This is a genomic window from Rhizobium mulingense (genome assembly GCF_029194105.1).
GTDB classification, from domain to species: domain Bacteria; phylum Pseudomonadota; class Alphaproteobacteria; order Rhizobiales; family Rhizobiaceae; genus Rhizobium; species Rhizobium mulingense.
In genome coordinates this window covers 235,589-260,697 of sequence record NZ_JARFVE010000008.1, presented here as the reverse complement: position 1 = coordinate 260,697, position 25,109 = coordinate 235,589, and the positions used below count along the sequence as shown (strand labels likewise).

Sequence of the window (25,109 nt, the reverse complement as noted above, 5' to 3'; positions counted from 1 at the left end):
ACCGATTCCGCCTACATCGGAACCTTTACCGTCACCTTGCGCGGACGCTGGCCGTTGCCCGACACCAGAACGGTGATGATGCAACTATCGCCCACCGGTTGCACCGACAGGAGCTGGCCGCCTGTCTGCTCGACGACCTGGGCTGCGGCGGCGCTGCAATCGCCTGCCACGCGCAGGACGAGGGTGCCCGCGCCGTCCGATGAGGGCGCCGATGCCACCAGCCCGGCGGCCACTACTGCGACGCTCAGAGGAAAGGCCATGTGTTATGCTTTCAAGGGTAGTTCCAACTTGCTGCGACTATGTACTCACGTGACCTGAATGGCAAATGAATGCGCTGTAATACAGGGTGTTCAGAACCGTTCTCGACTGCCGGCGACAGCCGGTGTCAGCTGCCGAAAACCGATGCCGCAGCGGCCTTCGGCGGCCTTCTGCACACGGAATAGAAGTCTTCGGCCCAGACACACACGGCAGGCTGGGCGGTGACGCTCGGGTCAAGCCACGCGCGGCGGGCTGCCGGAAATTACAATCGCAGCTTTTACCGGCAGATTGAAACTGTTATGTCCTTGCGGCTCCCGCATTCAGGCCATTTCAGCACCAATGCCAAACTCCCTCCGCTTCCGCTCGGCGCAGACGGTCTTCGTGCTCGCCATCACCCAGCTGATCGGCTGGGGTACGACCTTCGACATGCTCGGAGTGATGGGCCGCATCGTGGCGCCCGATCTCGGCATGGCGAACGAGGTGGCGTTTGCCGGCCTGACGATCATGATGTTGGTCAGCGCCATCGTCGGCCCGGCGACCGGCCGCTGGCTTGGCCGTTACGGCGCCGCCCGGGTGCTTTCGGCGGCTTCCCTGACCTTTGCCCTCGGCCTCTGCCTGCTGGCAGTCGCCAACGGCATCATCCTCTACGCCGCCGCCTGGATCGTGATCGGCATCGGCGGCGCGCTCGGCCTGTCGGCGCCCGCCTATACCGCCGTCGTCGAGCGCGAAGGGATGAACGGCAAGCGCGTCATCGCCGCCCTGATGCTGTTCACCGGGCTTTCGAGCGCCATCTTCTGGCCGGTCCTCAGCCTGCTCAACGAAGCCGTCGGCTGGCGCCTCACCTTCCTCATCTGCGCAGGCCTGCAATTTTTCATCTGCCTGCCGCTCCATCTTTTCGCCCTGCCGAAGCCGATCGCGGCCCATGTCGACGGCGGCGCGGCCGAAATCGCGCCGGTGCCACTGTCAAAGGCGGCCGGGAGCAAGGCCTTCCTGCTGATCGCCGCGACGACGACCATCACCACCTTCATCACCTTCGGCATCTCGCCCTCGCTGCTCGAGATCTTCCGCCAGTCCGGCGCCGCGCCGGCCTTGGCGCTGCAGCTCGGCTCGGCCCGCGGCGTCCTCGGCATTTCGGCGCGCTTCCTCGACATGCTGCTCGGCCGGCGCGGCAACCCCATCCTCAGCGCCGCCATGGGCATCGGCCTGATGCTGATAAGCTTCCTGATGATGCTGGCCGCCAGTCCGTCGACGCCGTTGCTCGTCACCTTCGTTGTGCTCTACGGCTTCGGCTCCGGCGTCATGACCGTCGCCCGCGCGCTTCTGCCGCTCGCTTTGTTTTCGCCGCGCGAGTTCGGCCTGCAATCGGCCCGGCTGTCGCTGCCGCAGAACCTCGCCAATGCGATCGCCCCGGTCGTCTTCACCGCCATCCTCGACCGCGCCGGCACCGGCCCGGCGCTTTTCGCCGCCGCCGCTCTCGCGGCCTTGTCGCTGACCTTCGTGCTGATGCTGATGGCGCTGCTGCGCGGCGCGTGGGCAGCGCAGCCGAGCCCGGCCGTTTCATGAGGTCTGGAAAGGACGCCGCCTGGCGCTGACGAGTGAACTGTCGCGTTTGACGAATCTTTTAAATCGTTTGCCGCCGATTTTTCGAAAGTTGGGTCCGGTGGCTCACGGCTGAATTCAACATCCGGCGCCGCGAGTCCGGAAAGCTGCTTATCCCTTTGAAATTTTAGCGAACATCGGCCGGCAGCCGACGCCTGCCGATTCAGAGCGGCCGCGTCACCGCTGCGCGGCTGTCGTAGTCCGCGGCGATGCGTTTTTCCCGCAGCGGCCGCACACGCTCGATCGAGCGCTGATAATCGGGATGGGCCTTGTAGGCGGCGAGAGCCGCTTCATCGTCGAATTCACCGTAGACGACAAGATCAATCTCGGTTCCCAGCTGATCGGTCTTTACATTGGTGCCGATTTCCAAAAGCCGCGCGTGCGGAATGGCGGTCAGGATCGAAAGCCCGGCCCTCACCTCCTCCAGATGTTCCTTCTGCACGGTGAAGAAGACGATATGGCGGATCACGCGGAAGCTCCTGTCTGATTTCAGAGGGTCGGCCCGCGCGATAACACGCGGCCCCTCGGCCTTCAACCGCGCGACCTGCCCTGCGCGGCATCCGGACGCATCGCCGCATGGAAGGCCTTGGCATAGGCCGCGAGCCTCTCCGCCCGGTCGGTGCCGTTGACGATGCGGCGCGCATTGACCCAGTCCTCGGTCGCCGCGTTCAAGTGATCGGCAAGTTTGTGGCCGGTAAAGCTGCCCTGCAGCATGCCTTCGATCAGGATCGTCACCGCCGCATCCATTTCCATCGCCCGATCAGGATCGGCAACGAGGTCGATGCCCGTCAGCATGCTCATCGCCTCGTAATTCCGCTTGTGGGTGAGCTGCACCAGTCCACGGCCGAGCCAGCAGCGGCCATTCTCGTCCGGCCGCCAGTAGGGCGCCTTTACCCAGGAAAGCCTGCCTGCGGCAAAGGCTGCCTCCAGGATCTCGACGGCGCGGGTATCGCTTTGCGCCTGCGTCTCGCGGACCGGCTGCATCGTATAGGCGGTCTCGTGGTAAGCGGTTGCGAGGATATAAGCGAGCCATCGGCGATCGGCCTGCGCAAATCGCCTTTCCCAGGCGTCGAGAATCGCCGCAATGCCCTCTACCTGAGGCTGAGTTAGCTCTCCTTTAAAGAGCTCCTGGCGCACCGCATCAAAAAAGAACATCCGATCTATGTGAACAACCATACCGCGCGCCTCGGGAGTCTCGTGGTTAAAACCGTCTTAATCGATTAAAATCTACTTAATCGTTTGAAGTGCCTAAGGCACTGATTTACACGGCTTTTATCTTGTGCAATTCATTTCGGTGCCCTGAAGCCTTACCACCGCAAGAGGAGACTTCCGATGCAGGCGCCCGCCAATACCCAGACCACCATTCCCCAGCACCTCGTCGACCAGATGGAGAATGAGTGGCGCCAGATTCGCCTTGAGCGCGAGAACAGCCCGCCCGCCCCGGCAGCCTCAACCGCAGCGCCGAGAGATACAGGCAAAGCGGCGCGGATGTAAGGGCTGCCGTCATCGCGTCGCAGCCTCAAGCCGCTTCGCCAACGTTTCCAGCGACCGGGTGAAGACCGCTTCATCTTTGAGCGCCCGCGACAGTACCAGCGCCCCCTGAATGCCGCAGACGCCCTCCTCGGCAAGCGTCTGCGCCTCCCGCTCGGCACACTCCGCCCGCATCAACGCCGAACGCAACGCCTCAATCCAACGGATAAAATAGTCGCCGATCGCCGCCGAAAACCGTTCGCGGGTGCCGTCGAGCGCGAAAGCGCCGACAAGGCAGATGCGGCCGCCGGAGCGGAAATAATCAGCCACGTTGAGCCACATCGCCGCGATCGCCTGACGGGCATCGTCATTTCGCAGCGGCCGATAGACCGCTTCTTCAAACCAGCCATCGATATCGGCGAGCACGGCGCCAGCCATCTCCTCCTTACCGCCCGGGAAGAAGTGATAAAGGCTGCCCTTGCCGATGCCGGTGCGCTCGGTGATGCGGCTGAGCGTGGCGCCCTCATAGCCGAGCTCGCGGAAGATTTCCGCAAGCAGCGGCACGATGTCGGCGCGTTCATAAACGGTCTTCACCGGCTTGAATTCTTCCTGCTCTAGAGGCCGAGCTCAGTCAGACCGGGATGATCGTCCGGACGTCGGCCGAGCGGCCAGTGGTATTTGCGCTCCTTTTCCCGGATGGGCAGATCGTTGATGCAGGCAAAACGGCGCTGCATCAAGCCGGCCGCATCGAATTCCCAATTCTCGTTGCCGTAGGAGCGGAACCAGTTGCCGCTGTCATCGTGCCATTCATAGGCAAAGCGCACGGCAATGCGGTTGTCGGTGAAGGCCCAGATCTCCTTGATCAGCCGGTAGTCCAGCTCCTTGGCCCATTTGCGCGTGAGAAAAGCGACGATCTCGGCGTGGCCGGCAATGAATTCGGCGCGGTTCCGCCACCGGCTGTCCGGCGTATAGACGAGCGAGACGCGCTCGGGGTCGCGGCTGTTCCAGCCGTCCTCGGCGAGGCGGACTTTCTGTGTGGCGGTTTCGAGGGTGAAAGGCGGAACAAGGCTGGACATGGTGTCTCCTGTACTGGATGGTTATCAGTTTACTGATCGGTACAAGGTTCGCAAGGCTGCGTCCGGCGCCGCTCGAGCTTAGACGTCGGAGGTCCACCGCAGCGGCAGCGCATCCGGGCGAAACACGATGTTTTCGGGCGTGAAGCGCCACAGCCTTTCCGCCTTGGGAAAGGCGGCGATCTCAGGCGAATCGAGCAGCACTTCGACTTTGCCGGTCATCTGCAGCATGTCGCCGGTTTCGAAATCGATGAAGACCAGCCCGGCCTTCGGATTGACCAGGAAATTGCCGAGCGTGTTGAAGAAACGATTGCCGGCAAAGTCGGGAACGGTCAGCGCGCCGTCGGCGCCGAGATGCACGAAGCCGGCATAGCCGCCGCGATGGGAGACGTCGACCTGCCGCTCGCCATTCTCCCGGTCGACATAGGAGGCGACGAAAAACGTATCGGCGCTCTCGACCATCCGCCTTGCGCGATCGTCGAGGACGTGGGAACGAAGCGGCGGCTGCGCTGTCGGCACATCGGGATCGCGGACGAAGGCGGCGGCGCGCGGCTGGATATATTGCGGACAATTGCCGAAGCTCTGGCCGACGCGCAGGCGGAAGGCGCCGGGATCCATCCTGCGGATTACGCCATTCAGCCGGTTGCGCCGCCGGGTCTCGAGCTGAATGCCGAGCATCGCGACGGCAGCGCCATCCTCCAGGCCGTCATCGGCGGGATCGGCGGGCTCGCGCGGCAGGCTGACTTCAAGCGTCTCCGGCTCCGGCGAGGACATGAAACCCGGCTGCGCGGCCCGCACCGTCGCCCAGACGTCGCCCTTCGCATCGACCGTGCCAAGCACGACGAAAGGCAGCATCGGAAAGAAGGCGCGGTGCTGCTCGGGCATCACCTTGCGGACAAAATTCCGCCCCGGCCCGTCCATGCGCTCGACGACGCCGAGGCTGCGCTGCATGGCAAGTTCACCCCGATGCCAGGGCGATGCGGTTTCTTCTCCTGAGTGCTCCAGCATTACGGCCTCCTTTCGGGCACGATTTTCGATCGGGGACGGATCTCTATGCGGCCAAGCCGATCTTGGTCTTGCGGAAGCCGACGAAACCCGGCAGCGCCTCAATGCGGGCAAGCCAGGCGCGCACGGCCTGATAGGGCGCGGTGTCGACATTGCCCTCCGGCGCATTGGCGATGTAGCTGTAAAGCGCGATATCGGCGATCGTCGGATTGTCGCCGAGCAGGAAGCTGCGGCCGGAGAGCTCCGCCTCAACCAGGGTGAGAACGCGGTGCGCCCGGGCAATCACCTCGTCGGCACGAAAATTGGCGCCCAAGACGGTGACGAGACGGGCGGCGCAAGGTCCGTAGGCGATCTCGCCCGCGGCGACCGAGAGCCATTTCTGAATCCGCGCCGTTGTCAATATATCCTCCGGCAGCCAGTCGGTGCGGCCATATTTGCGCGCGAGATAGACGAGGATGGCGGCGGAATCGGAAATGACCGCTCCGTCGTCGTCGAGCACCGGCACCTGGCCAAAGGCATTGAGTTTCAGGAATTCCGGAGCCTTGTGAGCGCCGGCGGCCAGGTCGACCTCAGCCAGTTCGTAAGGCACGCCGAGCAGCGATAGGAACAGGTGAACCCGGTGCGAATGGCCGGACAGCGGATGATGGTAGAGTTTCATGACGGTTCCTCTGGTGTCTGATGGGGCGGGAACAAGGCCACGGCCTTGCGGCGATGGCAGCTTCGAACCATCTGCACGGAATTTACTGCCTTCCAATGAGCAGCAGTAGGATGCTATTCCGGAAGGCATGTTCCCAATTGCTGGAAGGATAAAATGGACCGCCTCGACGCCATGAGCGTGCTTCTTGCCGTCGTCGAGCAAGGCAGCCTGTCGGCCGCCTCGCGGCATCTGCGTTCACCGCTTGCAACCGTCAGCCGCAAGGTCTCCGAGCTCGAGGCCCGTCTCGGCGCCAAGCTGCTGCAGAGAAGCAATCGGAAGATCACATTGACCGAGGCCGGACGCTCCTATGTGGAGGCGGCGCGGGAAATTCTTAACCGGGTGGAAGAAGCGGAACGGACGGCCGCCGGCGAATACAGCGCGCCGAAGGGCGAGCTGACGATGACCGCGCCGATCGTTTTCGGGCGGCTGCACGTCCTGCCTGTCGTGGTGGATTTCCTGAAGGCCTATCCCGACATCAATCTGCGGCTGATGCTCGGCGACCGGCTGTCGAACCTCGTCGAGGATCACATCGACCTGGCGCTGAGGATCGGCACCCTGGCCGACAGCAACCTGATCGCCACGCGGCTCGGCGCGATCCGCCGCACCGTCTATGCCAGCCCGGATTATCTCGCGCGGCACTCGGCACCCCGGCAGCCGGGCGATCTTTCCGCACATGACTGCATCACCTTCGAGAACATGGCCTCGATACGGAGCTGGACCTTCACGGCGGGGAAGCGGGATCTCGCGGTGCCGATCCGCTCACGGCTTGCGGTCAACACCGCCGAGGCCGCCGTCGATGCGGCCGTCGCCGGTCTCGGTATTACGCGCGTGCTCTCCTATCAGGCGGCACGCGCCGCAGCGGCGGGCCTGCTGGTGCCGCTGCTCCAGGATTTCGAACCGCCGCCGGCACCGGTGCAGCTCGTCTACCCCTCGCAGGGGCTGGTGCCGCTGAAACTGCGGGCGCTCATCGATTTCGCCGCGCCGCGCCTGCGCTCGACGCTGAAATAGACTTCAGGCGAGTTTACCCTCTTCCGCCTTGTAGAAATACTGGCTGGCCACCAGCCAGCCCTTCAGCGGCCTCAGCGGCGGAATGCAGGTAGCGAGCATGAAGGGGCCGGTGACCAGAAGCTGCACCCAGATCGGTGCCGAAAACGCCACCTCCAGCCAGACGCCGAGCAGCACGCTGGGTATGCAGGCGAAGCAAATGACGAAGAAGGCCGGGCCGTCCGCCGGATCGGCGAAGGCATAATCGAGGCCACAGACCTCGCATTGCGGCTGCAGCGTCAAGAATCCGTTGAACATATGACCCCGGCCGCAACGCGGGCAGCGTCCCCTGACGCCGGTCTGCATTGGAGCAAGTGGGGGATAGTCGGTATCCATGATAACCTCGTCTTCTCTGGCATGCAGATCATGCCAATCAATGCCACACAGATGGATGCATTCAATATAAATACATTACGCCTCAACTACCAGTCAACTTGCCAGAATGCCGCAGATCCCGCCGGCTGCCGACCGGGCATCCGCAGGCATCATATCATCGAAGGGGACGAGACCCGCAGCGGGCCTGAGGCCAAGTTGAAAACTGTCGGGATCAGAAGAACGACGCCGCCATCTCCGGCGGGCCTTCCAGCGCATGGGCCATGAATTCCAGTGCGCCGTGCAGTCTCTCCCGGGTGATCGGGCCGCCGAGGCAGACCCGCACCGCTTCCGGGGCGGCGCCCTCGACGGTGAAGGCATCGCTTGCCACGACGCCGATGCCCGAGGAACGCATATGGCTGCCGAAGGTGGAACGGGTCCAGCCATTGGCGAGCGGCAGCCAGATGTTGAAGCTGATCGGATCGGCGCGGTAGCTGCCGGCCGGCAGGATGGCGGCAACCATCTGCTGGCGGGCGGCGGCCTCGGTGCGGACGAAGCGCAGGATCGCATCGGCCGTGCCGTCCTCGATCCAGCGCGTGGCGAGCGCCATGGTCAAAGGTGAAGCCATGACGTTGTTGGCGCGCATGGCGCTGACGAAAGGCCATCCGGCCTTGCTGTCGGGTGCCACGACATAGGCAAGGCGCAGGCCCGCGCCGAGGCATTTCGCCAGGCCGCCAATATGCCACGTGAGATCCGGCGCCATTGCCGCAAGCGGCGCCGGACCTTGCGGTGGAATGAAGCCATAGGCATCGTCCTCGACGACCGGCAGCTGATATCTGCGGGCGACGGCCGCGATTTCCGCGCGCCGGCCGGTTGAAATCGTCAGCGTCATCGGGTTCTGCAGCGTCGGATTGAGATAGAGCGCCTTCGGCTTCAACCGCTCGCAGGCGCTGGCAAGGGCCTCCGGCAGGACCCCGTGCTCGTCCATCGGCAGGCCGGCGAGATTGAGCCGCAGTTGGGCGGCGATCGAGCGCATGCCGGGATAGGTGATGATTTCCGACAGCACGGTTTCGCCCGGCTTTGCCAGCAGGCCGAAGATCGCCAGCAGGGCCGGATGGGCGCCCGGCGTGACGAAGATCCGCTCCTGCGACGGCGTGAGCCCGCGGCGGCCGAGCCAGGCGGCGGCGGCGTCCTTATCCATGCCGGAGCCGCCGAAGCCCTGGTAACGCAGAAGCGGAACGAGATTTGCGGCCACCGCCGACATGCCCTCGCGCATGCCGGCGATCAGTTCCGGATCATCCGGTTCCGGCGGCATGTTCATCGAGAAGTCGACAATCGATGCGCGGCGCGGATCGGGTACGGCGTCAGGCGCGAAGTCCGGCCGCGCCTTGCCAGCGCGGCCGGTGACGAAGGTGCCCCGGCCGACATGCGACTCGACAAGCCCGCGCTTTTGCGCCTCGACATAACCTCTGGCCACGGTGGTGAAATCGACATTCAGCCGCTTGGCGAGGTCGCGCTGCGGCGGCAGCCGGTCTCCAACCGCCAGATGGCCGTTGCGCAGATCCATTTCGATCAGATCGGCAATCGCCATGTAACGCGGGCTGCTGCTGCGGCTGAGATCGGGATGCCAGTCCTTCATGTCATGATCCGTGCCCGTCTGATTCCTGATGGGATTGACTGTATATTGTTGCGCAGCGGCGCTGTCACCCCCGGATATTCCCCGGTATACCTACGCGTGCGGCATGCGTGTGCGGAAATTCCCGTCACGCCAGCCTTGCCGCCACGCCCTCATCTTCTTAACTATTAAGAAGGCCCGCCGGCTTTTGGTCTTGCGCGGCGGCGCCCTCGGGAAAAAGCATGAATATCGATCCGATCCTGCGGTCAGTCGTGGCCGTCCGCTCCTCCATACCGGAAGATGCCTTCACGGCGGAGACGCTGGGCACCGTCCGGGAGGGCAGTGGCGTCGTCATTCGCGACAACGGTCTGGTGCTGACCATCGGTTATCTCATCACCGAGGCCGAGGAAGTCTGGCTGACGACCCAGGACGGCCGGGTGGTTCCCGCCCATCCCCTTGCCTATGATCAGGAAAGCGGCTTCGGTCTGGTGCAGGCGCTCGGCGTTCTGAACGCCCCGGCGGTGGATTTCGGCGATGCGGCCGCCGCCAGGCCCGGCGATCCCGTCGTGCTTGCCGATGGAATCGGCGAGTTCGTCCAGGCAAACATCGTCGCCCGGCAGGAGTTCGCCGGCTACTGGGAATACCTGCTGGATGAGGCGATTTTTACCGCACCGGCCCATCCCGCATGGGGCGGGGCAGCGCTGATCGGCGCCGACGGCAAGCTTCTCGGCATCGGTTCGCTTCGCCTGCAGATGAGCCAGGATGGCGAGGTCGCCGATATCAATATGGTCGTGCCGATCGATCTTTTGCCGCCGATCCTCGACGACCTCCTGAACCGCGGTCAGGTCAACAAGCCGCCACGGCCTTGGCTCGGTGCATTCTCCGCCGAGAGCAATAGCGGCGTGGTGGTGATGAGTGTGGCCGAGGGCGGTCCGGCCGCCCAGGCCGGCCTGCGTCAGGGCGATATCATCTCCGAGATCCGTGACGAAGAGGTCGATGGCCTGGCCGATTTCTACCGCAAGCTCTGGAGCAGTGGCCCAGCCGGCGCCGAGATTCCGATGCGTATCCTGCGCAACGGCCGCGAAGCCTGGCTGCGCGTCAAATCCGCCGACCGCAACAGCTTTCTCAGAAAGCCGCAGCTGCAGTAGGGCCGCACCAGAATCGAAAAAGCCGTTGCGCGAGTATGATCGTCGAGAGGCGCACCGCCTTCCGCCCCCCATTCCGATGAGCGTCAGAGACCCATGCTCGTTAAAACAGACCTCAGATCAGCCGGCCATCGTCCGGCGCGCTCGCCGTCCGGCGGCGCGCGCGGGCGTTGTTTGCTTTTCCATGCCGATCGGCCGCCGCCTGAATTTCCTTGCAGCCGTTGCCACCAGCTTCTTCTGCGGGCGGCTGCAGGCCGGCCTTGTTCACGAAACGAATCATTGGTCAGGTCCCGACAGCAAGCGCCGTGGTGCAGCCTTGAACACTTCGGCTGTCGGCAGAAGTCTGCCCGGGCATGGTCGCCCAACCGCCGGCTTCAATGAACTGACGCTGCTTGTAACCTTCCGTAAGCGCCTTGAACTCGATCAGTTTAGCGCTGGCGTCCGGCGCCGCATTAAACCGCTCGACGCAAATGGCGGACGCCAGTTCTCCGCGTGCAATGTCACCGGCGGCTGCTGCCGCTTTGCTCGATGTGCCACCTGTTACCCAACCTCCCCAGCTGAACCCGATGACCATCGTGGCGATTGCCGTGACGAGGCAGGCCCAGACGAGAAGCGTCTTGGATGGCTGGTAACTGTCGAAACGCTGGCTGATTGATGTCTTGCTGCTGCTCTGCACGGACATTGGAATTCTCCTTGTCTACTTCGGGTTTGCCGTCCGGCGACGCCGGATCGGTTCAGGCTTTCAGTATCCCATGTCGCCCATGCCGCCATTTCCGACTGCGGGCGCAGAATTTCTTGCTGGAATGTCGGCGATCATCACCTCGGCGGTGATCAACAGCGCCGCGATCGAGCCGGCGTCCTGCAGAGCAGTGCGCACGACCTTGGCGGGATCGACGATGCCGGCCTCGACCATATCGACATAGGTCTCGGTCTGTGCGTCGAAGCCCTGATTCTGATCATTGCTGCCGGCGAGTCTTCCGACGATGATCGAGCCCTCGAACCCGGCATTCTCGGCGATCTGCCGGATCGGGGCTTCGAGCGCTCTGAGCACGATCGACATGCCGGCCGTCACGTCGGCGTTCTCCCCAACCATTCCCGTCAGCGCGGACTTCGCGCGCAATAGCGCCACGCCGCCGCCGGGCACGATGCCCTCTTCGACCGCCGCACGGGTTGCGTTCAGCGCGTCGTCGATGCGGTCCTTCTTTTCCTTGACCTCCGTCTCGGTTGCGCCGCCGACGCGGATGACCGCGACGCCGCCGGCGAGTTTCGCCAGGCGCTCCTGCAGCTTTTCCTTGTCGTAATCGGAAGTGGTCTCCTCGATCTGCGCCTTGATCTGCTGAATGCGCGCCTGGATGGCCGCTTTCTCGCCGGAGCCGTCGATGATCGTGGTGCTGTCCTTCTCGACCAGCACGCGCTTTGCGCGGCCGAGCATATCGAGCGTGACGTTCTCGAGCTTGATGCCGAGATCCTCGGATATCATCTGGCCTGATATGAGCACGGCAATGTCTTCGAGCATAGCCTTGCGGCGGTCGCCGAAACCCGGTGCCTTAACGGCCGCGACCTTCAGGCCGCCGCGCAGCTTGTTGACGACAAGCGTCGCCAGCGCCTCGCCTTCGACGTCCTCCGAGATGAGCAGAAGCGGCTTGCCGGTCTGCACAACGGCCTCCAGAATGGGCAGCAGCGCCTGCAGACTTCCGAGCTTCTTCTCGTGCAAGAGGATATAGGGATCCTCCAGCTCCACGCGCATCTTCTCGGCATTGGTGACGAAATAAGGTGAGAGATAGCCGCGGTCGAACTGCATACCCTCGACGACGTCGAGTTCGGTCTCGGCGGTCCGCGCCTCTTCCACGGTGATGACGCCCTCATTGCCGACCTTGTCCATCGCCATGGCGATCATCTCGCCGACGGCGGCGTCGCCATTGGCGGCAATGGTGCCGACCTGCGCGATCTCACCTGATGATTTGACCTTCCTCGCCCGCGCCTGAATCTCCTTGACGATGGCGGCAACACCGAGATCGATGCCGCGCCTGAGATCCATAGGATTCATGCCGGCCGCGACGAGCTTTGCGCCCTCACGAAAAATGGAGGCGGCGAGCACCGTCGCCGTCGTCGTGCCGTCGCCGGCGAGATCATTGGTCTTCGAAGCCACCTCGCGCACCATTTGCGCGCCCATGTTCTCGAACTTGTCGGCGAGCTCGATCTCCTTGGCGACGGTGACGCCGTCCTTGGTAATGCGCGGCGCGCCATAGGCCTTGTCGATGACGACGTTGCGGCCCTTCGGACCGAGCGTCACCTTGACGGCATTGTTGAGTAATTCGACGCCACGCAGCAAATGATCGCGTGCATCGGTGGAGAATTTGATTTCCTTGGCAGACATGATTTCTATCCAGTTCGGTCTTGAGATGAGGGTCGGAAATCCGACCGTCAGGCGGCCTTGTCGGCGGCCGCCTCGCTCTTTTCCACGATGCCCATGATGTCGGCCTCCTTCATGATCAGGAGGGTCTGGCCATTGATCGTGACCTCCGTCCCGGACCATTTTCCAAACAGGATCAGATCACCGACCTTGACATCAAGCGGGGCTATATTGCCGCTTTGGTCACGCAGGCCAGGGCCGACTGCAACCATTTCGCCTTCCTGCGGCTTTTCCTTGGCCGTCTGGAATGATGATCCCGCCCTTGGATGTGACATCGCCTTCTGCACGCCGAATGACGACGCGGTCGTGAAGTGAACGGAATTTCATTGAGGTCTTTCTGCTGCCGGCGCGTATGGCGGCTGCAATCCATAAATAGCACTTGTGGCACTCGATTGATAGGAGTGCCAAGAAATATTGTTCATGGCAGGAAATTTTTCGAAAAAATCCTGAAATCAATCCAACCTGATATTTTGTAAAAATAGAAATTATGCGCCATCACGCTCCATTTTTATTCGCCATAGCAAAGAATTAATTCAGTGTTTTTCATAAAGAAATCGGAATTTATCTTGATTTAAACTCAATCAAGGTGTAACGATAGGCCTCGTCGATATGGCCGACTTGGCTTCGCGGTGTCAGAGACCTACGACCCGCCATACACCACCGAATTCTCGATAGCGCATATGTGACGTCGTTCCGGCGTGCATTCGCTTGTTCCGATCCGGATGAACCTGGCGTTAACCGCGGATGTACCTGCAGCGTCGCGTTCGTCCGGTTCGGATTTCAACGGTACAGGAAACGCATCGGCGTATTCCTGGGAAGGCCTCAGCCATGACAAGTCGCACCACACAAACCGTCGTCCGTTTTTCATCTCCATTCCGCCTGCCGGGTTTCGATAAGGCACAGCCAGCCGGAGAATACCGCATCGATTACGATGAGGAATTGATCGAAGGCGTCTCCAGGCTCGCCTGGATGCGGGTCGGCGCCTTCATCCACCTGCCGGCGATCGCCGCGCAGAGTTCGACGCAGCAGATGATGCCCATCCAACCATCAGATCTCGAAACGGCACTCGAAAAGGACCACCAGCAATTATGACCGCAACGCGCATCCCGCAACGCAGTGGACGCTCGATCCGACGCGAGGCAGCAACACACATCCTCAAGGTGGGGCAGACCGTCCGGTTGAAGGACGGGTTCTTGGTCGTTCACTCCAAGCTTCCCGAAGTATACCGCATTACCGCAACGCTGCCTCTGAGAGGCAATGTACCGCAATACCGCATTCGCAGTGACGACGAGCGTCATGAGCGGGTTGCGACGGAGGATAGCCTGGAACCGGTAAATCTATCGCCCGCCGGCAGCGGCGCAACACTGATCGAGAGGACGTTTGGCCATGGCCACGGCCCGAAAGATGGAAGGTTGACATCGTGAAGAGCCATGGTGACGAAACTGAACGACGAAATGCCTCTGCACTCGGGGCATGGGTAAACAAGGGTGGCGCCCCCGGCCGCTACTCCATGGACATCGAACGCGACCGCCGGATCGTGCGCATCCGTTCTTCGACCGTCTATCATGCCTCTGCGAGCCTCCCGGCACACGCGGACCACGCCGCAATCAGCGGGAGCCGAGCGGAGGCCGGCAACGAGATGGTGGCCTTCAATCTTCTCAACATAGGATACCGGAGGGAGTGGATCAGACTGTCGAACGCTGCCGGGAGTGCTCTTGAGACTCCGCCGGTTCAACCATGGCGCTAGCCTTTCTCAATCCAAGCCGCAGCTTCGATACGGCCAGAAATGCTGTGCGCTTTGTCGGCCATGACGGGATGTTCGAGGTGTTGTTCTTTGTCGAGGTTGGCGCTCTGGCGAAATCCGACACCGCATTGCAAAGCAGCGGGGTCTCGGAAACGAGGTGGCTTTCGTCTTTCGACGCCCTGCGCACCTCCATTCTTGACGCAGCACACAAAGCCTACTCCCGCCGCCGCCGCACCTCCTCTACTCTGACTGCGGCGGATTTCCGCTAGGCGGATCCGGACGCGCGAGAACGCTCCATGTTGATCCGTTACGGCTATGAAATTACCTTGACCTGCCCGCAGCCGACTGCCTTGGTATGTCTGTTGTCGGTCCATGAGGATCGTGCAGCCGACATCAGAATTCCGGAAACGGTGTTCACCACGCCCGGTGTTCCCACATCGACTTATCGCGACCTTTTCGGCAACCGCTGCCTTCGGCTGGTTGCCCCGACGGGCGATCTGACGATATGGGGCGATGCGACCATCGAAGACGACGGCGAGCTGGACAGATCGCTGCCGGAGGCGAGGGAACTCCCGGTTTCGGAGTTGCCGGATGATTGTCTCGTCTATCTGATGGGCAGCCGCTATTGCGAGACGGATCGGCTCAGTCAAATCGCCTGGGACATGTTCGGCACCGTCTCCCCGGGCTGGGGCCGCGTTCAAGCGATTTGCGACTTCGTTCAAGGCCATATCCAGTTCGACTACATGCAGGCGCGATCGACCCGGACAGCCTTCGAGGCGTTCCACGAACGCGTCGGCGTCTGTCGCGACTTTGCGCATCTCGCGGTGGCCTTGTGCCGTTGCCTCAACATTCCTGCCCGATATATCAATGGCCATCTTGGTGACATCGGAATTCCCGTCGTCGACCCGATGGACTTCAGCGCCTGGATGGAAGTCTTCCTTGACGGTGCATGGCATACATTCGATCCGCGCAACAACACGCCGCGGATCGGTCGTATCGTCGTCGCGCGTGGACGCGACGCTGCCGACATCCCGCTCATCAACTCGTTCGGACCACATGTACTGAAGGCGTTTCGAGTCTGGACCTACGAGGTGACAAACCTGCAGCAGATGCCAAGCGCCGCTGAGGGAGCTTTTTAGCCGGGCCTGGGCGGATGCGGCGCGATGTCCAGCGCGGCTTTGCCGCTGACGACCGCAGTGGCAGCACTGCATCCCATATGGCCCTGACCCGAACTCCGCCCCGAAAATCGCGTGACAGCGTCGCTCGCCTTGTCTTAATTAGGGCATTGCCGGTACAGCCCGACTTGCACTGGGAGCGGGCGTTGATATCTTCGGGTGAGGACCGCGTCAGATGAAAACACTGGTCATAGGCGCAGCCGGAATGGCCGGCGATCCTGTGACATGCCTCAGAACAGCTGCTGAAAAATCTTGGCGTCGAGCCATCTTTCATGTGAGCAGTCCTTCGGGACCGAATTAGGGAGTTCGCAGTTCATGTTCGATCATGTCTCCATCGGCGTCAAAGACCTCGAAAGAGCCCGCCGTTTCTATGATGCGGCGCTGGAGCCGCTCGGGTACGAGCGTCTGTCCAATTCCGATGGCGTGATCGGCTACGGCCCGGAGGAGGTCGGCCTTTGGGTGATACAGGCCGAGCATCCCGTTGTCGCCGACATGCAGTCCGGGCTGCATTTCTGCTTCGTCGCCCCGAACGAGGCCGCTGTCGACGCCTTTCACGCGGCGGCTATCGCTTCCGGCGGCACCGACAATGGCGAACCGGGCATCCGGCCGGATTACGGCCGCTTCTATTACGCCGCCTTCGTCATCGATCCCGATGGCTACCGCCTCGAAGCCTATTTCCACAAGGGTGAGATATAGCGGGCTCCGAATTTCCAGCAATTCCGAACGAAAAACCGCTTCGCCTCCTTCCAGATCGGCGGCGGCATCGTGCTGGCGGCCGCTTCGGCGGTGTTCGGCGCCGCGCCGAATTTCGGCTGGGACCCATATGTCTCCGGCGTCGCCTTCGTGGCGCTGCTTGCGATCGCCATCACCCTGCTTGCAGCCGCAGGTCCGAGGACCTCGGCCGTCCGGAGGCCCACCTATCAGGCGGAGGAATGACCGTTGCACCCGCACCTTATCGGTGCGGCCTCTTCATAAGCAAAAACGAATATTCACAGCAAGAATCCCATTGCCTTGCCTCGGCGAAAGGCGCATGGTTTCGCCTCGGCAGGCATTGAACGGGCGCTGCCGACTGAGGGATATGAATACCTTCGCCCCGACGAAAGGAGGACCGATGTCTTCCACTTCCAAAAAGCCATACCTGACCTCGTCCGATCTCGACATGCTTCAGTCCGTACTCGACAATGCGGGCTACGAGGCTAGGATCGCTCCCGACGACGGCAAGAGCTGCAATGTCGCAGCGATGCTGCTGATCAAGCTGTTTCAGGAGGGCGTAACGTCGCCCGCCATGCTTTCGCAGGCGCTCGAACACTACTTCGGCAAGCTGAAAACGCCGCCGAAACCCGTCACTCCGGTTTACGACCGTTATGCGATCCAGGGATTGCCCAGCGACAGGCGCAAGACAAACCTCAAACCCGGCGCGCGAACCTGAAAACGCGCGTTGCATTCGTCTGAACAGGAGATCGATCGATGGCAAAAGGTCAGCTGAGAAGCAATCGCGAGGCTCGCAAACCGAAGAAGGACAAGCTGGCGCCGAAGATGGCAGCCACCTTCGCAGGCCAGATGAAGGCCGCGACCCAGGCCGCTCCGCACGGAAGCAGCGCGCCCAAGAAATAAGCTCGCATCGGGCCCTCGGATGAATCGCCCCTCGCCGCCTCCATGACAGACGCAAGCCGGGATCGATTTGCGTAATGAGTGATGTGTGGCTAAAAGCGACAGCGCGTCCTGCCAGGACGCGGGATCAGCGATGATCGTTTTTTCGAAAAGCCGGAAGGTGCCACAGAGCATGACTCCTCTTCAAATAATCAACCGCCTCTGCGATCCGTCGAGCGTCGCAGCCTTTTGCGACGATATTTCGTGATCGAACGCGCGCACCGCTTCGAGAGCGAGGAAATCCGGCTTGTCGCCTTGGACGAGCCTTGTGAAAATCCGCAGAAACCTGCGGCACCGTCGGCACCTTTCGCCGAAAAAGCCTGGTTGAAGATCCTCGCAGGATATCGCCAGCCGAGGGCCACACGCAGTGCCTTTGAACTGGCCGTCACAGCTATTCCTTTTGCGCTGCTCTGGTCCGCCGCATGGGCGGCCGTTCGTTACGGCTTTTTGCCGGGCCTGATCCTCGTCGTTCCGGCGGCCGCTTTCCTGCTCAGGCTGTTCATGATCCAGCATGATTGCGGCCACGGCTCATTTTTCGCCCGCCGCCGCCTCGACGACTGGGTCGGGCGCACGATCGGCATATTGACGCTGACGCCCTACGACTACTGGCGTCGGGCGCATGCGGAACATCACGCCTCTGCCGGAAACCTCGACGAGCGCGGCGTTGGCGACATTGAGACACTGACGATCGCCGAATATAACGCGCTGTCCCGCCGGCGGCGGCTTGCCTATCGGCTCTACCGGCACCCAGCCGTCATGTTCGGGATCGGGCCGGCATGGCTGTTCATCTTCAAGCAGCGCCTGCCCTTCGGCATGATGCGCTCCGGCCCCCTGCCTTGGATCTCGACCATGGCGACCAACCTTGCCATCGCTCTGGCCGCCGCCTTATTGATCTGGGCGGGTGGGATCGTTCCCTTCCTGCTGGTCCACCTGCCGATCGTGCTTCTGGCAGGAGCCGCTGGCGTCTGGCTGTTCTATGTCCAGCACCAGTTCGAGGAAACGCACTGGTCGAAGAAACCTGACTGGCAGTTCCAGCATGCGGCGCTTCACGGTGCTTCGCATTACGACCTGCCGCCGATTCTACGCTGGGTCACCGGTAATATCGGCATCCACCATGTGCATCATCTGGCGAGCCGGGTGCCTTATTATCGGCTGCCGGAGGTGCTGAGGGACCATCCCGAGCTGGCAGATATCGGCCGCATCACGCTCATGGAAAGCCTGCGCTGCGTCAAGCTCGTGCTCTGGGACGAACAGACGAGGCGGCTGGTGTCTTTTCGTGACGTGGCGCGGCTCAGAGCCGCCAGCTAGAGCATGACGCCGAAGCGCTTCGCATCAAATTTGATTCACGCGACGCGCTTTAGCCCTTTGTTTTGATGCATGTCGTAGTCCCGGAACCGCCGCACACTGCCGGGCGACCTGCATCAGGCCGTCCGGGCCTAAGTCACCCTGTTCTGAAGGCGCTCATCGATAGCCGGTCACATCCGCCGGCTTGCCCGGTTCCTGCACTTCCACCAGGTAGCGCCAGCAATCCGGCCGGGAACCGTCGATGTCATCGAAGTCGTAGATCTTGGCTAGCCCGCCGCTCGACAGCGACTGGCCGTTCCAGCGGGCGCGATCGGGATCGGCGGCGATGGCCGCCACCGCGCGGCCGACGAAGCGCGGCGTTTCGGAAATGGCGAAATGCGGCTGGACCTTCGTCGCGTCGCGCCAGTTCGCCTCGCTGACACCATAGGTATCCAGCATCATTTCGGAGCGCAGCCAGCCGGGGGTGATCGAGACGGCGGTGGCGCCGTGTTTCGCCAGGTCCTGGGCATGCGCCCAGGCCATGCGTATAACGCTTGTTTTGACCAGGTCGTAAAAGGGCGACAGTCGGTAATGCGCGGCGTTGTATTCCGCCGTGCCGTCGGTCACCTCGACCAAGAGCCCGCCCGGCCGTTCGATCATTAGCGCCAGCGCGTAGTGGGCGGTGATCAGATGCGTCTCGATGCCGAGTTGCAGCATGCGCAACCCCTTGTCCAGCGAATGCTCCCAGACGGGTTTGTCCCATTCGAACAGCTTCTCGCAGCCCCAGATGTCGTTGACGAGAATATCGAGCCTTCCGGTTTCCCCCCGGATGCGTGCGACCAGCGCCTCGACTTCATGGGCGACCAGATGATCGACCTGCACGGCAATGCCCCTGCCGCCCCCCGCCGTCACCAGCTCGGCCGCCTCCTCGATCGTCTCCGGCCTGGCATATTCGGATTGACGGGCGCGCGTCGTGCGCCCAGTCACATAAACCGTTGCGCCGGCGGCGCCGAGTTCCACCGCAATACCGCGGCCCGCACCGCGCGTCGCACCCGCCACCAAAACCACTTTCTCCCGCAAGTCCGCTGTCATTTCGCCATCCTCCGCGTAAGAACCGAAAATCGCCTATTGTATATAAACGAATGCTCGTTCATAAATAGACTGAATGCAAGGGGAATTTCATGCCGCGTCGCCGCACGCTGTCCGATGAGCAGCTTCTCGCCATGGTGCTGGCGCTGATCCAAGCTGAAGGGCCGGATGCCGCGACTTTTGCGGCAGTGGCGAAGGCGAGCGGCCTGTCCGGCTCGACGCTGGTGCAGCGTTTTGCGACGAAGGCCGCGATGCTGCGTGCTGCGCTGCTATATGCCTGGGATCGGCTGGACGCGGAGACGGCAAGGCTTGCCGAAAGCATACCGAAAACTTCTGAAGGCGCCGTCGCCCTCCTCGTCGCCCTGTCGAAGGATTACGGCGACAATGCCGCCGCCTATGGCGAGGGACTGCTGCTGCTGCGCGAAGACTTCCGCGATCCGGTGCTACGCGCCCGGGGCGCGGCCTGGGGACAGGCACTGACGGCGGCGATCGCAGGCTGTTTTGCATCGGCGCAAGCGCCGGAGACGATCGCCCGGCTGATGCTGGCGCAATGGCAGGGCTCGCTGACCTGGTGGGGCTTCAGCGCAGACGGGCCGGTGGCCGCCTATGTGGAGGCGGAACTGCGGCGTTTTCTCGCCGCGGTGAAAGCCTAAACCCGCTTACGCCTCTTTCACGTCCTTCGCCTCGCCGACGGTCAGCGGCCAGTCGACGACGTAATCCTCGAGATCCTCGATATCGATCTCAGTTTCGCTGATCGTGCGGCCGCGGGCGGAAATGCCGGCGGCATGTACCGTTTCGGGGTCACCGGAGACGAGCGGATGCCACCAGTAGAGATCGCGGCCCTCGTTGATCAGCCGGTAGCCGCAGGTCGGCGGCAGCCAGGCGATTTCGGGCACGTTCTCCTTGGTCAGTTGCACGCAGTCCGGCACGAAATCCCAGCGGTTCTCATAGCTCGAGCAGCGACAGCTCTGCCTGTCGAGCAGCTTGCAGCTGACCGAGGTAAAATAGATATCGCCGCTATCCCATTCCTCGATCTTGTTGAGACAACAGAGGCCGCAGCCGTCGCAAAGGCTTTCCCATTCGGCGGCGGTCATTTCGGCCAGCGTCTTGGTCTTCCAGAAGGGCAGATCGTTCATCGTTCGTTTCTTGCAACAGCGGCCGCAAATTCGCGTGACCGCCGCTCTACTCTCTTGTTATCCGCCACAAAATCAATCAATTCTTCAGCATGCTCCTGGTACCGGAGAACTTTCTCCTGGTATCGGAGAGCTTTTCGAGCCCATCGGGCCTCGCGCTTTCGCCGCTTTCCGGCTGCCGGACATGAGGCAGGCGCGATCACGCGGGAATACAGGACGTGCAGGATCCGGACAAGCCTGAAAAAGGGCCTGAAAAAGAGACAGAAAAACAGGCCACTGACCCCGGCAGGCGGCCGGCGAAGAGCCGTCACATTCTGCTGCGCATCGATTCATGGATCGATTCGACCGTCTGGAACGCCGGCTTCCGCGCCGCCGAGATCTGGGAAGACACCACTATCTTCTTTCGCCGTTTCCGCGTGCGCGGCTGGAAGCGCGTGGTCTTCGAACTGGCCGGCGAAGGGCTGACCCTCGGCACCGTCGGCGCGGTGCTGATGCTGGTGCTTGCCCAGCCGGCCTTCGAAGCGACCAAGGAGGACTGGCGCAACCGAGGCGATTTCGCCGTCACCTTCACCGACCGCTACGGCAACGTCATCGGCCATCGCGGCGTCATCCATCAGAATTCCGTGCCGATCGACGAACTACCGGATTCGCTGATCAAATCGGTGCTCGCCACCGAAGACCGGCGCTTCTTCGACCATTTCGGCATCGACGCCATCGGTCTCTTTCGCGCCATGGTCACCAACGCTCAGGCCGGTGAAGTCGTGCAGGGTGGCTCGACGCTGACCCAGCAGCTCGCCAAGAACCTCTTCCTCTCCAACGAGCGCTCGATCGACCGCAAGGTCACCGAAGCCTTCCTGGCGCTCTGGCTCGAGGCCAACCTTTCCAAGAAGGAAATCCTCTCCACCTATCTCGACCGCGCCTATATGGGCGGCGGCACCTTCGGCGCGGCGGCAGCGGCGCAATTCTATTTCGGCAAGAACATCACCGACGTGAACCTCGCCGAATCCGCCATGCTGGCCGGCCTCTTCAAGGCGCCGGCTAAATATGCGCCGCATGTCAACCTGCCGGCAGCACGCGCTCGCGCCAACGAGGTGCTGACCAATCTCGTGCAGAGCGGGCTGATGACCGAGGGCCAGGTGATCGCCGCCCGGCGCAATCCGGCCACCGTTGTCGACCGCAACGAGGTGGAATCGCCGGATTTCTTCCTCGACTGGGCTTTCGACGAAGTGCAGCGGCTTTCGCCGCGCTTCCACCAGCATTCGCTGATCGTGCGCACGACGATCGACATGGGCATCCAGAAGGCGGCCGAAGATTCGGTAGAGACGTCACTGCGCGAATATGGCGAGGCCTACCACGCCAAGCAGGGCGCCATGGTGATGATCGAGAATGGCGGCGCCGTGCGCGCCATGGTCGGCGGGCGTGATTACGGGGAAAGTCAGTTCAACCGCGCCACCAAGGCGCTGCGCCAGCCGGGCTCCTCCTTCAAGGTCTATACCTATGCCTTGGCGATGGAGAGCGGGATGACGCCGCAGACGACGATCGTCGACGCGCCGATCTACTGGGGCAACTGGAGCCCCCACAATTACGCCAACCGCTATGTCGGCCGCATCACACTCGAGACCGCGATCGCCCAGTCGATCAACACTGTGCCGGTGCGGCTCGCCAAGGAGAAACTCGGCATCCAGCCGATCCGGGCGATGGCGAAAAACCTCGGTGTCGAAACGCCGATCCGCGACGATGTCACCATCCCGATCGGCACCTCCGAGGTGACCGTGCTCGACCAGGCGACAGCCTATGCCACCTTCCCGGCCGGCGGCTACCAGTCGCGCCGCCACGGCATCAGCCAGATCCTCGATTACGAAGGCGATGTGCTCTACGACTTCGACCGTGACGAGCCGGCGCCCAAACGCGTGCTGTCGGAACAGGCCGATGCCTATATGAACCAGATGCTGTCGCGCGTTCCCTATGTCGGCACCGCGCGCAAGGCGGCTCTCGACAACGGCGTTTTGACCGCCGGCAAGACCGGCACGACCCAGGCCTATCGCGACGCCTGGTTCGTCGGTTTCACCGGCAACTACACGTGCGCCGTCTGGTTCGGCAATGACGACTACACCTCGACCAACAACATGACCGGCGGCTCGCTGCCGGCGATGACCTTCAAGCGGGCCATGGACTATGCCCATCAGGGCGTGACGCTGCGCGCCATCCCCGGCGTCGAAGACCCCCTGCCCTCCGAAAAGGATGTCGCCAAGACCGCCGCCGCCAAGCCGCAGGACGGATTGCCGCAGCTCATCCGGCCGCGCATGCTCTCGGTACAATCGACAAATATTCTGAAAGACCTCGGCAAAAAGCTGAAGGACGCCGCCCCGCTCACCCCGCAGAAGGTAGCGAGCGCGGAGTAGAACCTGCATGGATATCGCTTTTGTTCGGGTCGGCACCAAAATCGCAGACATTCATGTCCTGCGACCCAGGCAGATCGGCGCCCATGTCGTCGCATGGCTTTCCACCCTGCCAGAATCAGTGGTAACCCTTTCACCCGATATGGTTTCCAAGGTCGTGACGTGTTTCGATTCCCCCTTTTCATCCTGATCACGCTCATCGTCGCCTTTGGCGGCGGGATCATGATTTCGCTGTATGCGCTGGATGCGACGCAGGGTTTCGGGGCAATCAAGCTCGGCGCCTGGGAGGCGTTTCCGGCGCTGCAGACGGTTGATGCCGATCCTTATGCCAAATCGCACCGGGCTCGCGCCGGCAAGCTGCTTTACGGCAGTGCGGAGGGGCTGACCTTCACAGCGAGCGTCGATGACGACGGCGCGCGGCTGAATGCCGGTTGCCGCTACCGCATCAGCGGGCAGACCCCGCCCGCCCGGCTGTGGACGCTTTTTACCGCCGACAATGGCGGCAATCCGGCGGCGGTGAAGTCCGGACTTCCCTCAGCGCTGAACTCCTGGACAGTGCTGCGCCAGCCTGACAGCAGCTTCTCGATCGAGATCTCCGCCGTCGCCCAGCCGGGCAATTGGCTGGCCCTGCCGCAGGCCGGCACCTTCCGGCTGGTGCTGACCTTGTTCGATACGCCAACGGCCGGCAGTTCCGGCGTGATCGACCTCGCCATGCCCAAGCTCACAAAGACCGGATGCGGCAATGCTTAGGATCATTTTCGCCATCCTGACCGGCCTTTTCGGCGCAGCGCTTCTGCACCTGGTCATTATCCTTTCGCTGCCGCATTTCACCGGCAGGGACGCGGCGACCCGGGTGGAGGCGGAAGGTGACCTCAACAATTTCTACTTGCTGAACGACCAGTATGACGAGGCGGGGCTTGCCAATGGCGATCCCTTCGTGCGCACCGCCGTCTGCTCCTTCGATGTCGAGGATGGTCCGGTGCATTTCACCGCCAAGGGCAATGTGCCCTTCTGGTCGATCGCCATCTACGACAGCGCCTCCAACGAGGTGTTCAGCATGAATGACAGGACTTCGGTCGGCGGCGCGCTCGATGTGCTGGCGGGCGGTCCGATTCAGCTGACGGACCTGCGCAAGAACCTGCCGCCGGAGTTGGAACAGGCGATCCTGGTGGAAATGGTACGGCCGGATGGTTACGCCGTGCTGCGGACGCTGGCGCCGCAGGCGAGCTTCGATGAGGCGGCGCGGAACTTCCTGACGGAAGCCGGCTGCGAGCAGTTTAGCGCCCGCTGAGGTTGAACGGACGTTACTTCTTGCTGGCGCGCGGCGCAGGTGCCGGGTCATGTCGGGGGCTCTCGGCCAGCCGCTCATAGCGGACACCGGTGAACCAGAGTATCTTGGCTTCGCGGGGTTCCTTGTCCTGAGGACGCGGCGCCCGCGGTCGCCGATCCGCCAATGCGACTACTATTGCCATTCTCGTCTCCATGCACTGCCCGAGACGGATGAACTTGCGATGGATTTCACCCTGCCCGCCAATCTGCGGGCCGGCGCGTCCTGCGGTGTCGGCATCACCGAACCGAGGGCATTCGCGCCTTTCCCACGGCACCTGACTGAAATACCGTGATGCGGAGTTTCAACGATCCAAACATTCAAATCGCGTCGTTCCTGTCCGAATTGAGACACATGACAGTTAACAGTTTACTAATATTCGGCGGTTGCCAAACACAGTTCCCGTGACTTCCTCTTCAACGCGCGAAGCGCCAATTTGGTTTCATCCCGACTGCGCGCGGGTCCGGACACCCGCCGAAGGATAAAATTAAAGATAATTCATAGAGTTGACAATGCTGCGGCGACCCGGGGGCCGGCAGCATTACAAGTGTTGCAAATATGCGGCAGGCCGACATTCGTTGCGTCGCAGCCCGCATCGACCTCAATCCACCCTCAATCGGATCGCGGTTTGCAGTCATCGCCGACCGCGAATCTTCCCGGCTCGACTGGTAGCGAAG

The 25,109-nt window shown here is 62.4% G+C and carries 29 protein-coding genes and 4 pseudogenes; 17 read left to right on the top strand and 16 right to left on the bottom strand.

All coding sequences use genetic code 11. From position 1 onward, the window contains the following. Positions 1-11: 11 nt before the first annotated feature. Positions 12-260, bottom strand: coding sequence for a hypothetical protein (locus PYR71_RS20240; RefSeq protein ID WP_004670343.1), 249 nt, complete (start codon positions 258-260; stop codon positions 12-14). 337 nt (positions 261-597) lie between these two features. Between PYR71_RS20240 and PYR71_RS20235 the strand changes: the two genes are divergently transcribed. After that, on the top strand, positions 598-1,821 hold the full coding sequence (locus PYR71_RS20235) for an MFS transporter (protein ID WP_275620620.1): 1,224 nt from the start codon (positions 598-600) through the stop codon (positions 1,819-1,821). Between the two features lie 199 nt (positions 1,822-2,020). Here PYR71_RS20235 and PYR71_RS20230 read toward each other — a convergent pair whose 3' ends face one another. Next, positions 2,021-2,326, bottom strand: coding sequence for a Dabb family protein (locus PYR71_RS20230; protein ID WP_183915292.1), 306 nt, complete (start codon positions 2,324-2,326; stop codon positions 2,021-2,023). A 33-nt stretch (positions 2,327-2,359) separates the two neighbouring features. Then, a pseudogene (locus tag PYR71_RS20225) lies at positions 2,360-3,033 on the bottom strand (hypothetical protein); the annotation flags it as partial. A gap of 156 nt (positions 3,034-3,189) precedes the next feature. On the opposite strand from PYR71_RS20225, the gene PYR71_RS20220 reads away from it, so the two are divergent. Then, positions 3,190-3,351: a hypothetical protein gene (locus PYR71_RS20220; protein ID WP_183915498.1), complete on the top strand. Its 162-nt coding sequence runs from the start codon at positions 3,190-3,192 to the stop codon at positions 3,349-3,351. 9 nt (positions 3,352-3,360) lie between these two features. On the opposite strand, the gene PYR71_RS20215 is transcribed toward PYR71_RS20220, so the two are convergent. From PYR71_RS20215 to PYR71_RS20200, 4 genes are all read right to left on the bottom strand, one after another. Beyond that, positions 3,361-3,921: a TetR/AcrR family transcriptional regulator gene (locus tag PYR71_RS20215; protein ID WP_183915296.1), complete on the bottom strand. Its 561-nt coding sequence runs from the start codon at positions 3,919-3,921 to the stop codon at positions 3,361-3,363. A 20-nt stretch (positions 3,922-3,941) separates the two neighbouring features. After that, positions 3,942-4,403 (bottom strand): nuclear transport factor 2 family protein, encoded by a 462-nt coding sequence (locus PYR71_RS20210; RefSeq protein WP_275620619.1) that lies wholly within the window; start codon positions 4,401-4,403, stop codon positions 3,942-3,944. A gap of 78 nt (positions 4,404-4,481) precedes the next feature. Beyond that, the gene (locus PYR71_RS20205) at positions 4,482-5,408 is read right to left on the bottom strand and encodes a pyridoxamine 5'-phosphate oxidase family protein (RefSeq protein WP_275620618.1); all 927 of its coding nucleotides are present in this window, start codon (positions 5,406-5,408) and stop codon (positions 4,482-4,484) included. A gap of 43 nt (positions 5,409-5,451) precedes the next feature. Further along, a complete protein-coding gene (locus PYR71_RS20200; RefSeq protein WP_275620617.1) occupies positions 5,452-6,063 on the bottom strand; it encodes a glutathione S-transferase family protein in 612 nt (203 codons plus the stop codon). 153 nt (positions 6,064-6,216) lie between these two features. Between PYR71_RS20200 and PYR71_RS20195 the strand changes: the two genes are divergently transcribed. Further along, positions 6,217-7,110 (top strand): LysR family transcriptional regulator, encoded by an 894-nt coding sequence (locus PYR71_RS20195; RefSeq protein ID WP_275620616.1) that lies wholly within the window; start codon positions 6,217-6,219, stop codon positions 7,108-7,110. Positions 7,111-7,113: 3 nt separating this feature from the next. Here the strand turns inward: PYR71_RS20195 and PYR71_RS20190 are convergent, their stop codons facing one another. Continuing rightward, positions 7,114-7,482: a DUF983 domain-containing protein gene (locus PYR71_RS20190; protein WP_183915306.1), complete on the bottom strand. Its 369-nt coding sequence runs from the start codon at positions 7,480-7,482 to the stop codon at positions 7,114-7,116. 211 nt (positions 7,483-7,693) lie between these two features. Continuing rightward, entirely contained in the window at positions 7,694-9,097 is a 1,404-nt protein-coding gene (locus PYR71_RS20185) for an aminotransferase-like domain-containing protein (RefSeq protein ID WP_275620615.1), read from the bottom strand. Positions 9,098-9,315: 218 nt separating this feature from the next. Between PYR71_RS20185 and PYR71_RS20180 the strand changes: the two genes are divergently transcribed. After that, on the top strand, positions 9,316-10,221 hold the full coding sequence (locus PYR71_RS20180; RefSeq protein ID WP_183915310.1) for a S1C family serine protease: 906 nt from the start codon (positions 9,316-9,318) through the stop codon (positions 10,219-10,221). A gap of 112 nt (positions 10,222-10,333) precedes the next feature. Here PYR71_RS20180 and PYR71_RS20175 read toward each other — a convergent pair whose 3' ends face one another. The 4 genes and pseudogenes from PYR71_RS20175 to PYR71_RS20160 all read right to left on the bottom strand — a co-directional run bounded on the left by PYR71_RS20175 (position 10,334) and on the right by PYR71_RS20160 (position 12,958). Beyond that, complete coding sequence (locus tag PYR71_RS20175) at positions 10,334-10,486, bottom strand: hypothetical protein (protein WP_275620614.1); 153 nt, start codon at positions 10,484-10,486, stop codon at positions 10,334-10,336. Between the two features lie 15 nt (positions 10,487-10,501). After that, on the bottom strand, positions 10,502-10,900 hold the full coding sequence (locus PYR71_RS20170; protein WP_275620613.1) for a hypothetical protein: 399 nt from the start codon (positions 10,898-10,900) through the stop codon (positions 10,502-10,504). Positions 10,901-10,960: 60 nt separating this feature from the next. Further along, positions 10,961-12,595: a chaperonin GroEL gene (gene groL, locus PYR71_RS20165; protein ID WP_275620612.1), complete on the bottom strand. Its 1,635-nt coding sequence runs from the start codon at positions 12,593-12,595 to the stop codon at positions 10,961-10,963. A gap of 47 nt (positions 12,596-12,642) precedes the next feature. Then, positions 12,643-12,958 (bottom strand): annotated as a pseudogene (locus tag PYR71_RS20160) (co-chaperone GroES). 501 nt (positions 12,959-13,459) lie between these two features. Between PYR71_RS20160 and PYR71_RS20155 the strand changes: the two are divergent. From PYR71_RS20155 to PYR71_RS20115, 9 genes and pseudogenes are all read left to right on the top strand, one after another. After that, entirely contained in the window at positions 13,460-13,723 is a 264-nt protein-coding gene (locus PYR71_RS20155; RefSeq protein ID WP_183915320.1) for a hypothetical protein, read from the top strand. Then, positions 13,720-14,055 (top strand): hypothetical protein, encoded by a 336-nt coding sequence (locus PYR71_RS20150; RefSeq protein WP_275620611.1) that lies wholly within the window; start codon positions 13,720-13,722, stop codon positions 14,053-14,055. Before PYR71_RS20155 ends, PYR71_RS20150 begins: the two co-directional genes overlap by 4 nt. Positions 14,056-14,368: 313 nt before the next feature. After that, entirely contained in the window at positions 14,369-14,644 is a 276-nt protein-coding gene (locus PYR71_RS20145; RefSeq protein ID WP_275620610.1) for a DUF1488 family protein, read from the top strand. Positions 14,645-14,671: 27 nt separating this feature from the next. Then, positions 14,672-15,514 carry a transglutaminase-like domain-containing protein gene (locus tag PYR71_RS20140; RefSeq protein WP_275620609.1) on the top strand — a complete coding sequence of 281 codons (843 nt, stop codon included), beginning with the start codon at positions 14,672-14,674 and terminating at the stop codon, positions 15,512-15,514. Between the two features lie 351 nt (positions 15,515-15,865). Beyond that, on the top strand, positions 15,866-16,246 hold the full coding sequence (locus tag PYR71_RS20135; protein ID WP_183915325.1) for a VOC family protein: 381 nt from the start codon (positions 15,866-15,868) through the stop codon (positions 16,244-16,246). 39 nt (positions 16,247-16,285) lie between these two features. Then, a pseudogene (locus tag PYR71_RS20130) lies at positions 16,286-16,486 on the top strand (MFS transporter); the annotation flags it as partial. 75 nt (positions 16,487-16,561) lie between these two features. Continuing rightward, positions 16,562-16,979: pseudogene (locus PYR71_RS20125) on the top strand (hypothetical protein). A gap of 38 nt (positions 16,980-17,017) precedes the next feature. Further along, on the top strand, positions 17,018-17,164 hold the full coding sequence (locus tag PYR71_RS20120; protein ID WP_275620607.1) for a hypothetical protein: 147 nt from the start codon (positions 17,018-17,020) through the stop codon (positions 17,162-17,164). Positions 17,165-17,455: 291 nt separating this feature from the next. Further along, entirely contained in the window at positions 17,456-18,508 is a 1,053-nt protein-coding gene (locus PYR71_RS20115) for a fatty acid desaturase (RefSeq protein ID WP_275620672.1), read from the top strand. Between the two features lie 153 nt (positions 18,509-18,661). Here PYR71_RS20115 and PYR71_RS20110 read toward each other — a convergent pair whose 3' ends face one another. Continuing rightward, positions 18,662-19,576: an SDR family oxidoreductase gene (locus tag PYR71_RS20110; protein WP_275620606.1), complete on the bottom strand. Its 915-nt coding sequence runs from the start codon at positions 19,574-19,576 to the stop codon at positions 18,662-18,664. A gap of 89 nt (positions 19,577-19,665) precedes the next feature. Here PYR71_RS20110 and PYR71_RS20105 point away from each other — a divergent pair, with 89 nt between their 5' ends. Then, complete coding sequence (locus PYR71_RS20105) at positions 19,666-20,226, top strand: TetR family transcriptional regulator (protein WP_275620605.1); 561 nt, start codon at positions 19,666-19,668, stop codon at positions 20,224-20,226. A gap of 6 nt (positions 20,227-20,232) precedes the next feature. Here the strand turns inward: PYR71_RS20105 and PYR71_RS20100 are convergent, their stop codons facing one another. Continuing rightward, positions 20,233-20,709: a YcgN family cysteine cluster protein gene (locus PYR71_RS20100; protein ID WP_275620604.1), complete on the bottom strand. Its 477-nt coding sequence runs from the start codon at positions 20,707-20,709 to the stop codon at positions 20,233-20,235. 215 nt (positions 20,710-20,924) lie between these two features. Here PYR71_RS20100 and PYR71_RS20095 point away from each other — a divergent pair, with 215 nt between their 5' ends. From PYR71_RS20095 to PYR71_RS20085, 3 genes are all read left to right on the top strand, one after another. Next, entirely contained in the window at positions 20,925-23,108 is a 2,184-nt protein-coding gene (locus tag PYR71_RS20095) for a transglycosylase domain-containing protein (protein ID WP_275620603.1), read from the top strand. 159 nt (positions 23,109-23,267) lie between these two features. Continuing rightward, on the top strand, positions 23,268-23,855 hold the full coding sequence (locus tag PYR71_RS20090; protein ID WP_183915337.1) for a DUF1214 domain-containing protein: 588 nt from the start codon (positions 23,268-23,270) through the stop codon (positions 23,853-23,855). After that, complete coding sequence (locus PYR71_RS20085; RefSeq protein WP_275620602.1) at positions 23,848-24,396, top strand: DUF1254 domain-containing protein; 549 nt, start codon at positions 23,848-23,850, stop codon at positions 24,394-24,396. The genes PYR71_RS20090 and PYR71_RS20085 overlap by 8 nt, the downstream gene beginning before the upstream one ends. A 13-nt stretch (positions 24,397-24,409) precedes the next feature. Here the strand turns inward: PYR71_RS20085 and PYR71_RS20080 are convergent, their stop codons facing one another. After that, positions 24,410-24,577: a hypothetical protein gene (locus PYR71_RS20080; RefSeq protein WP_275620601.1), complete on the bottom strand. Its 168-nt coding sequence runs from the start codon at positions 24,575-24,577 to the stop codon at positions 24,410-24,412. Between the last annotated feature and the right edge of the window lie 532 nt (positions 24,578-25,109).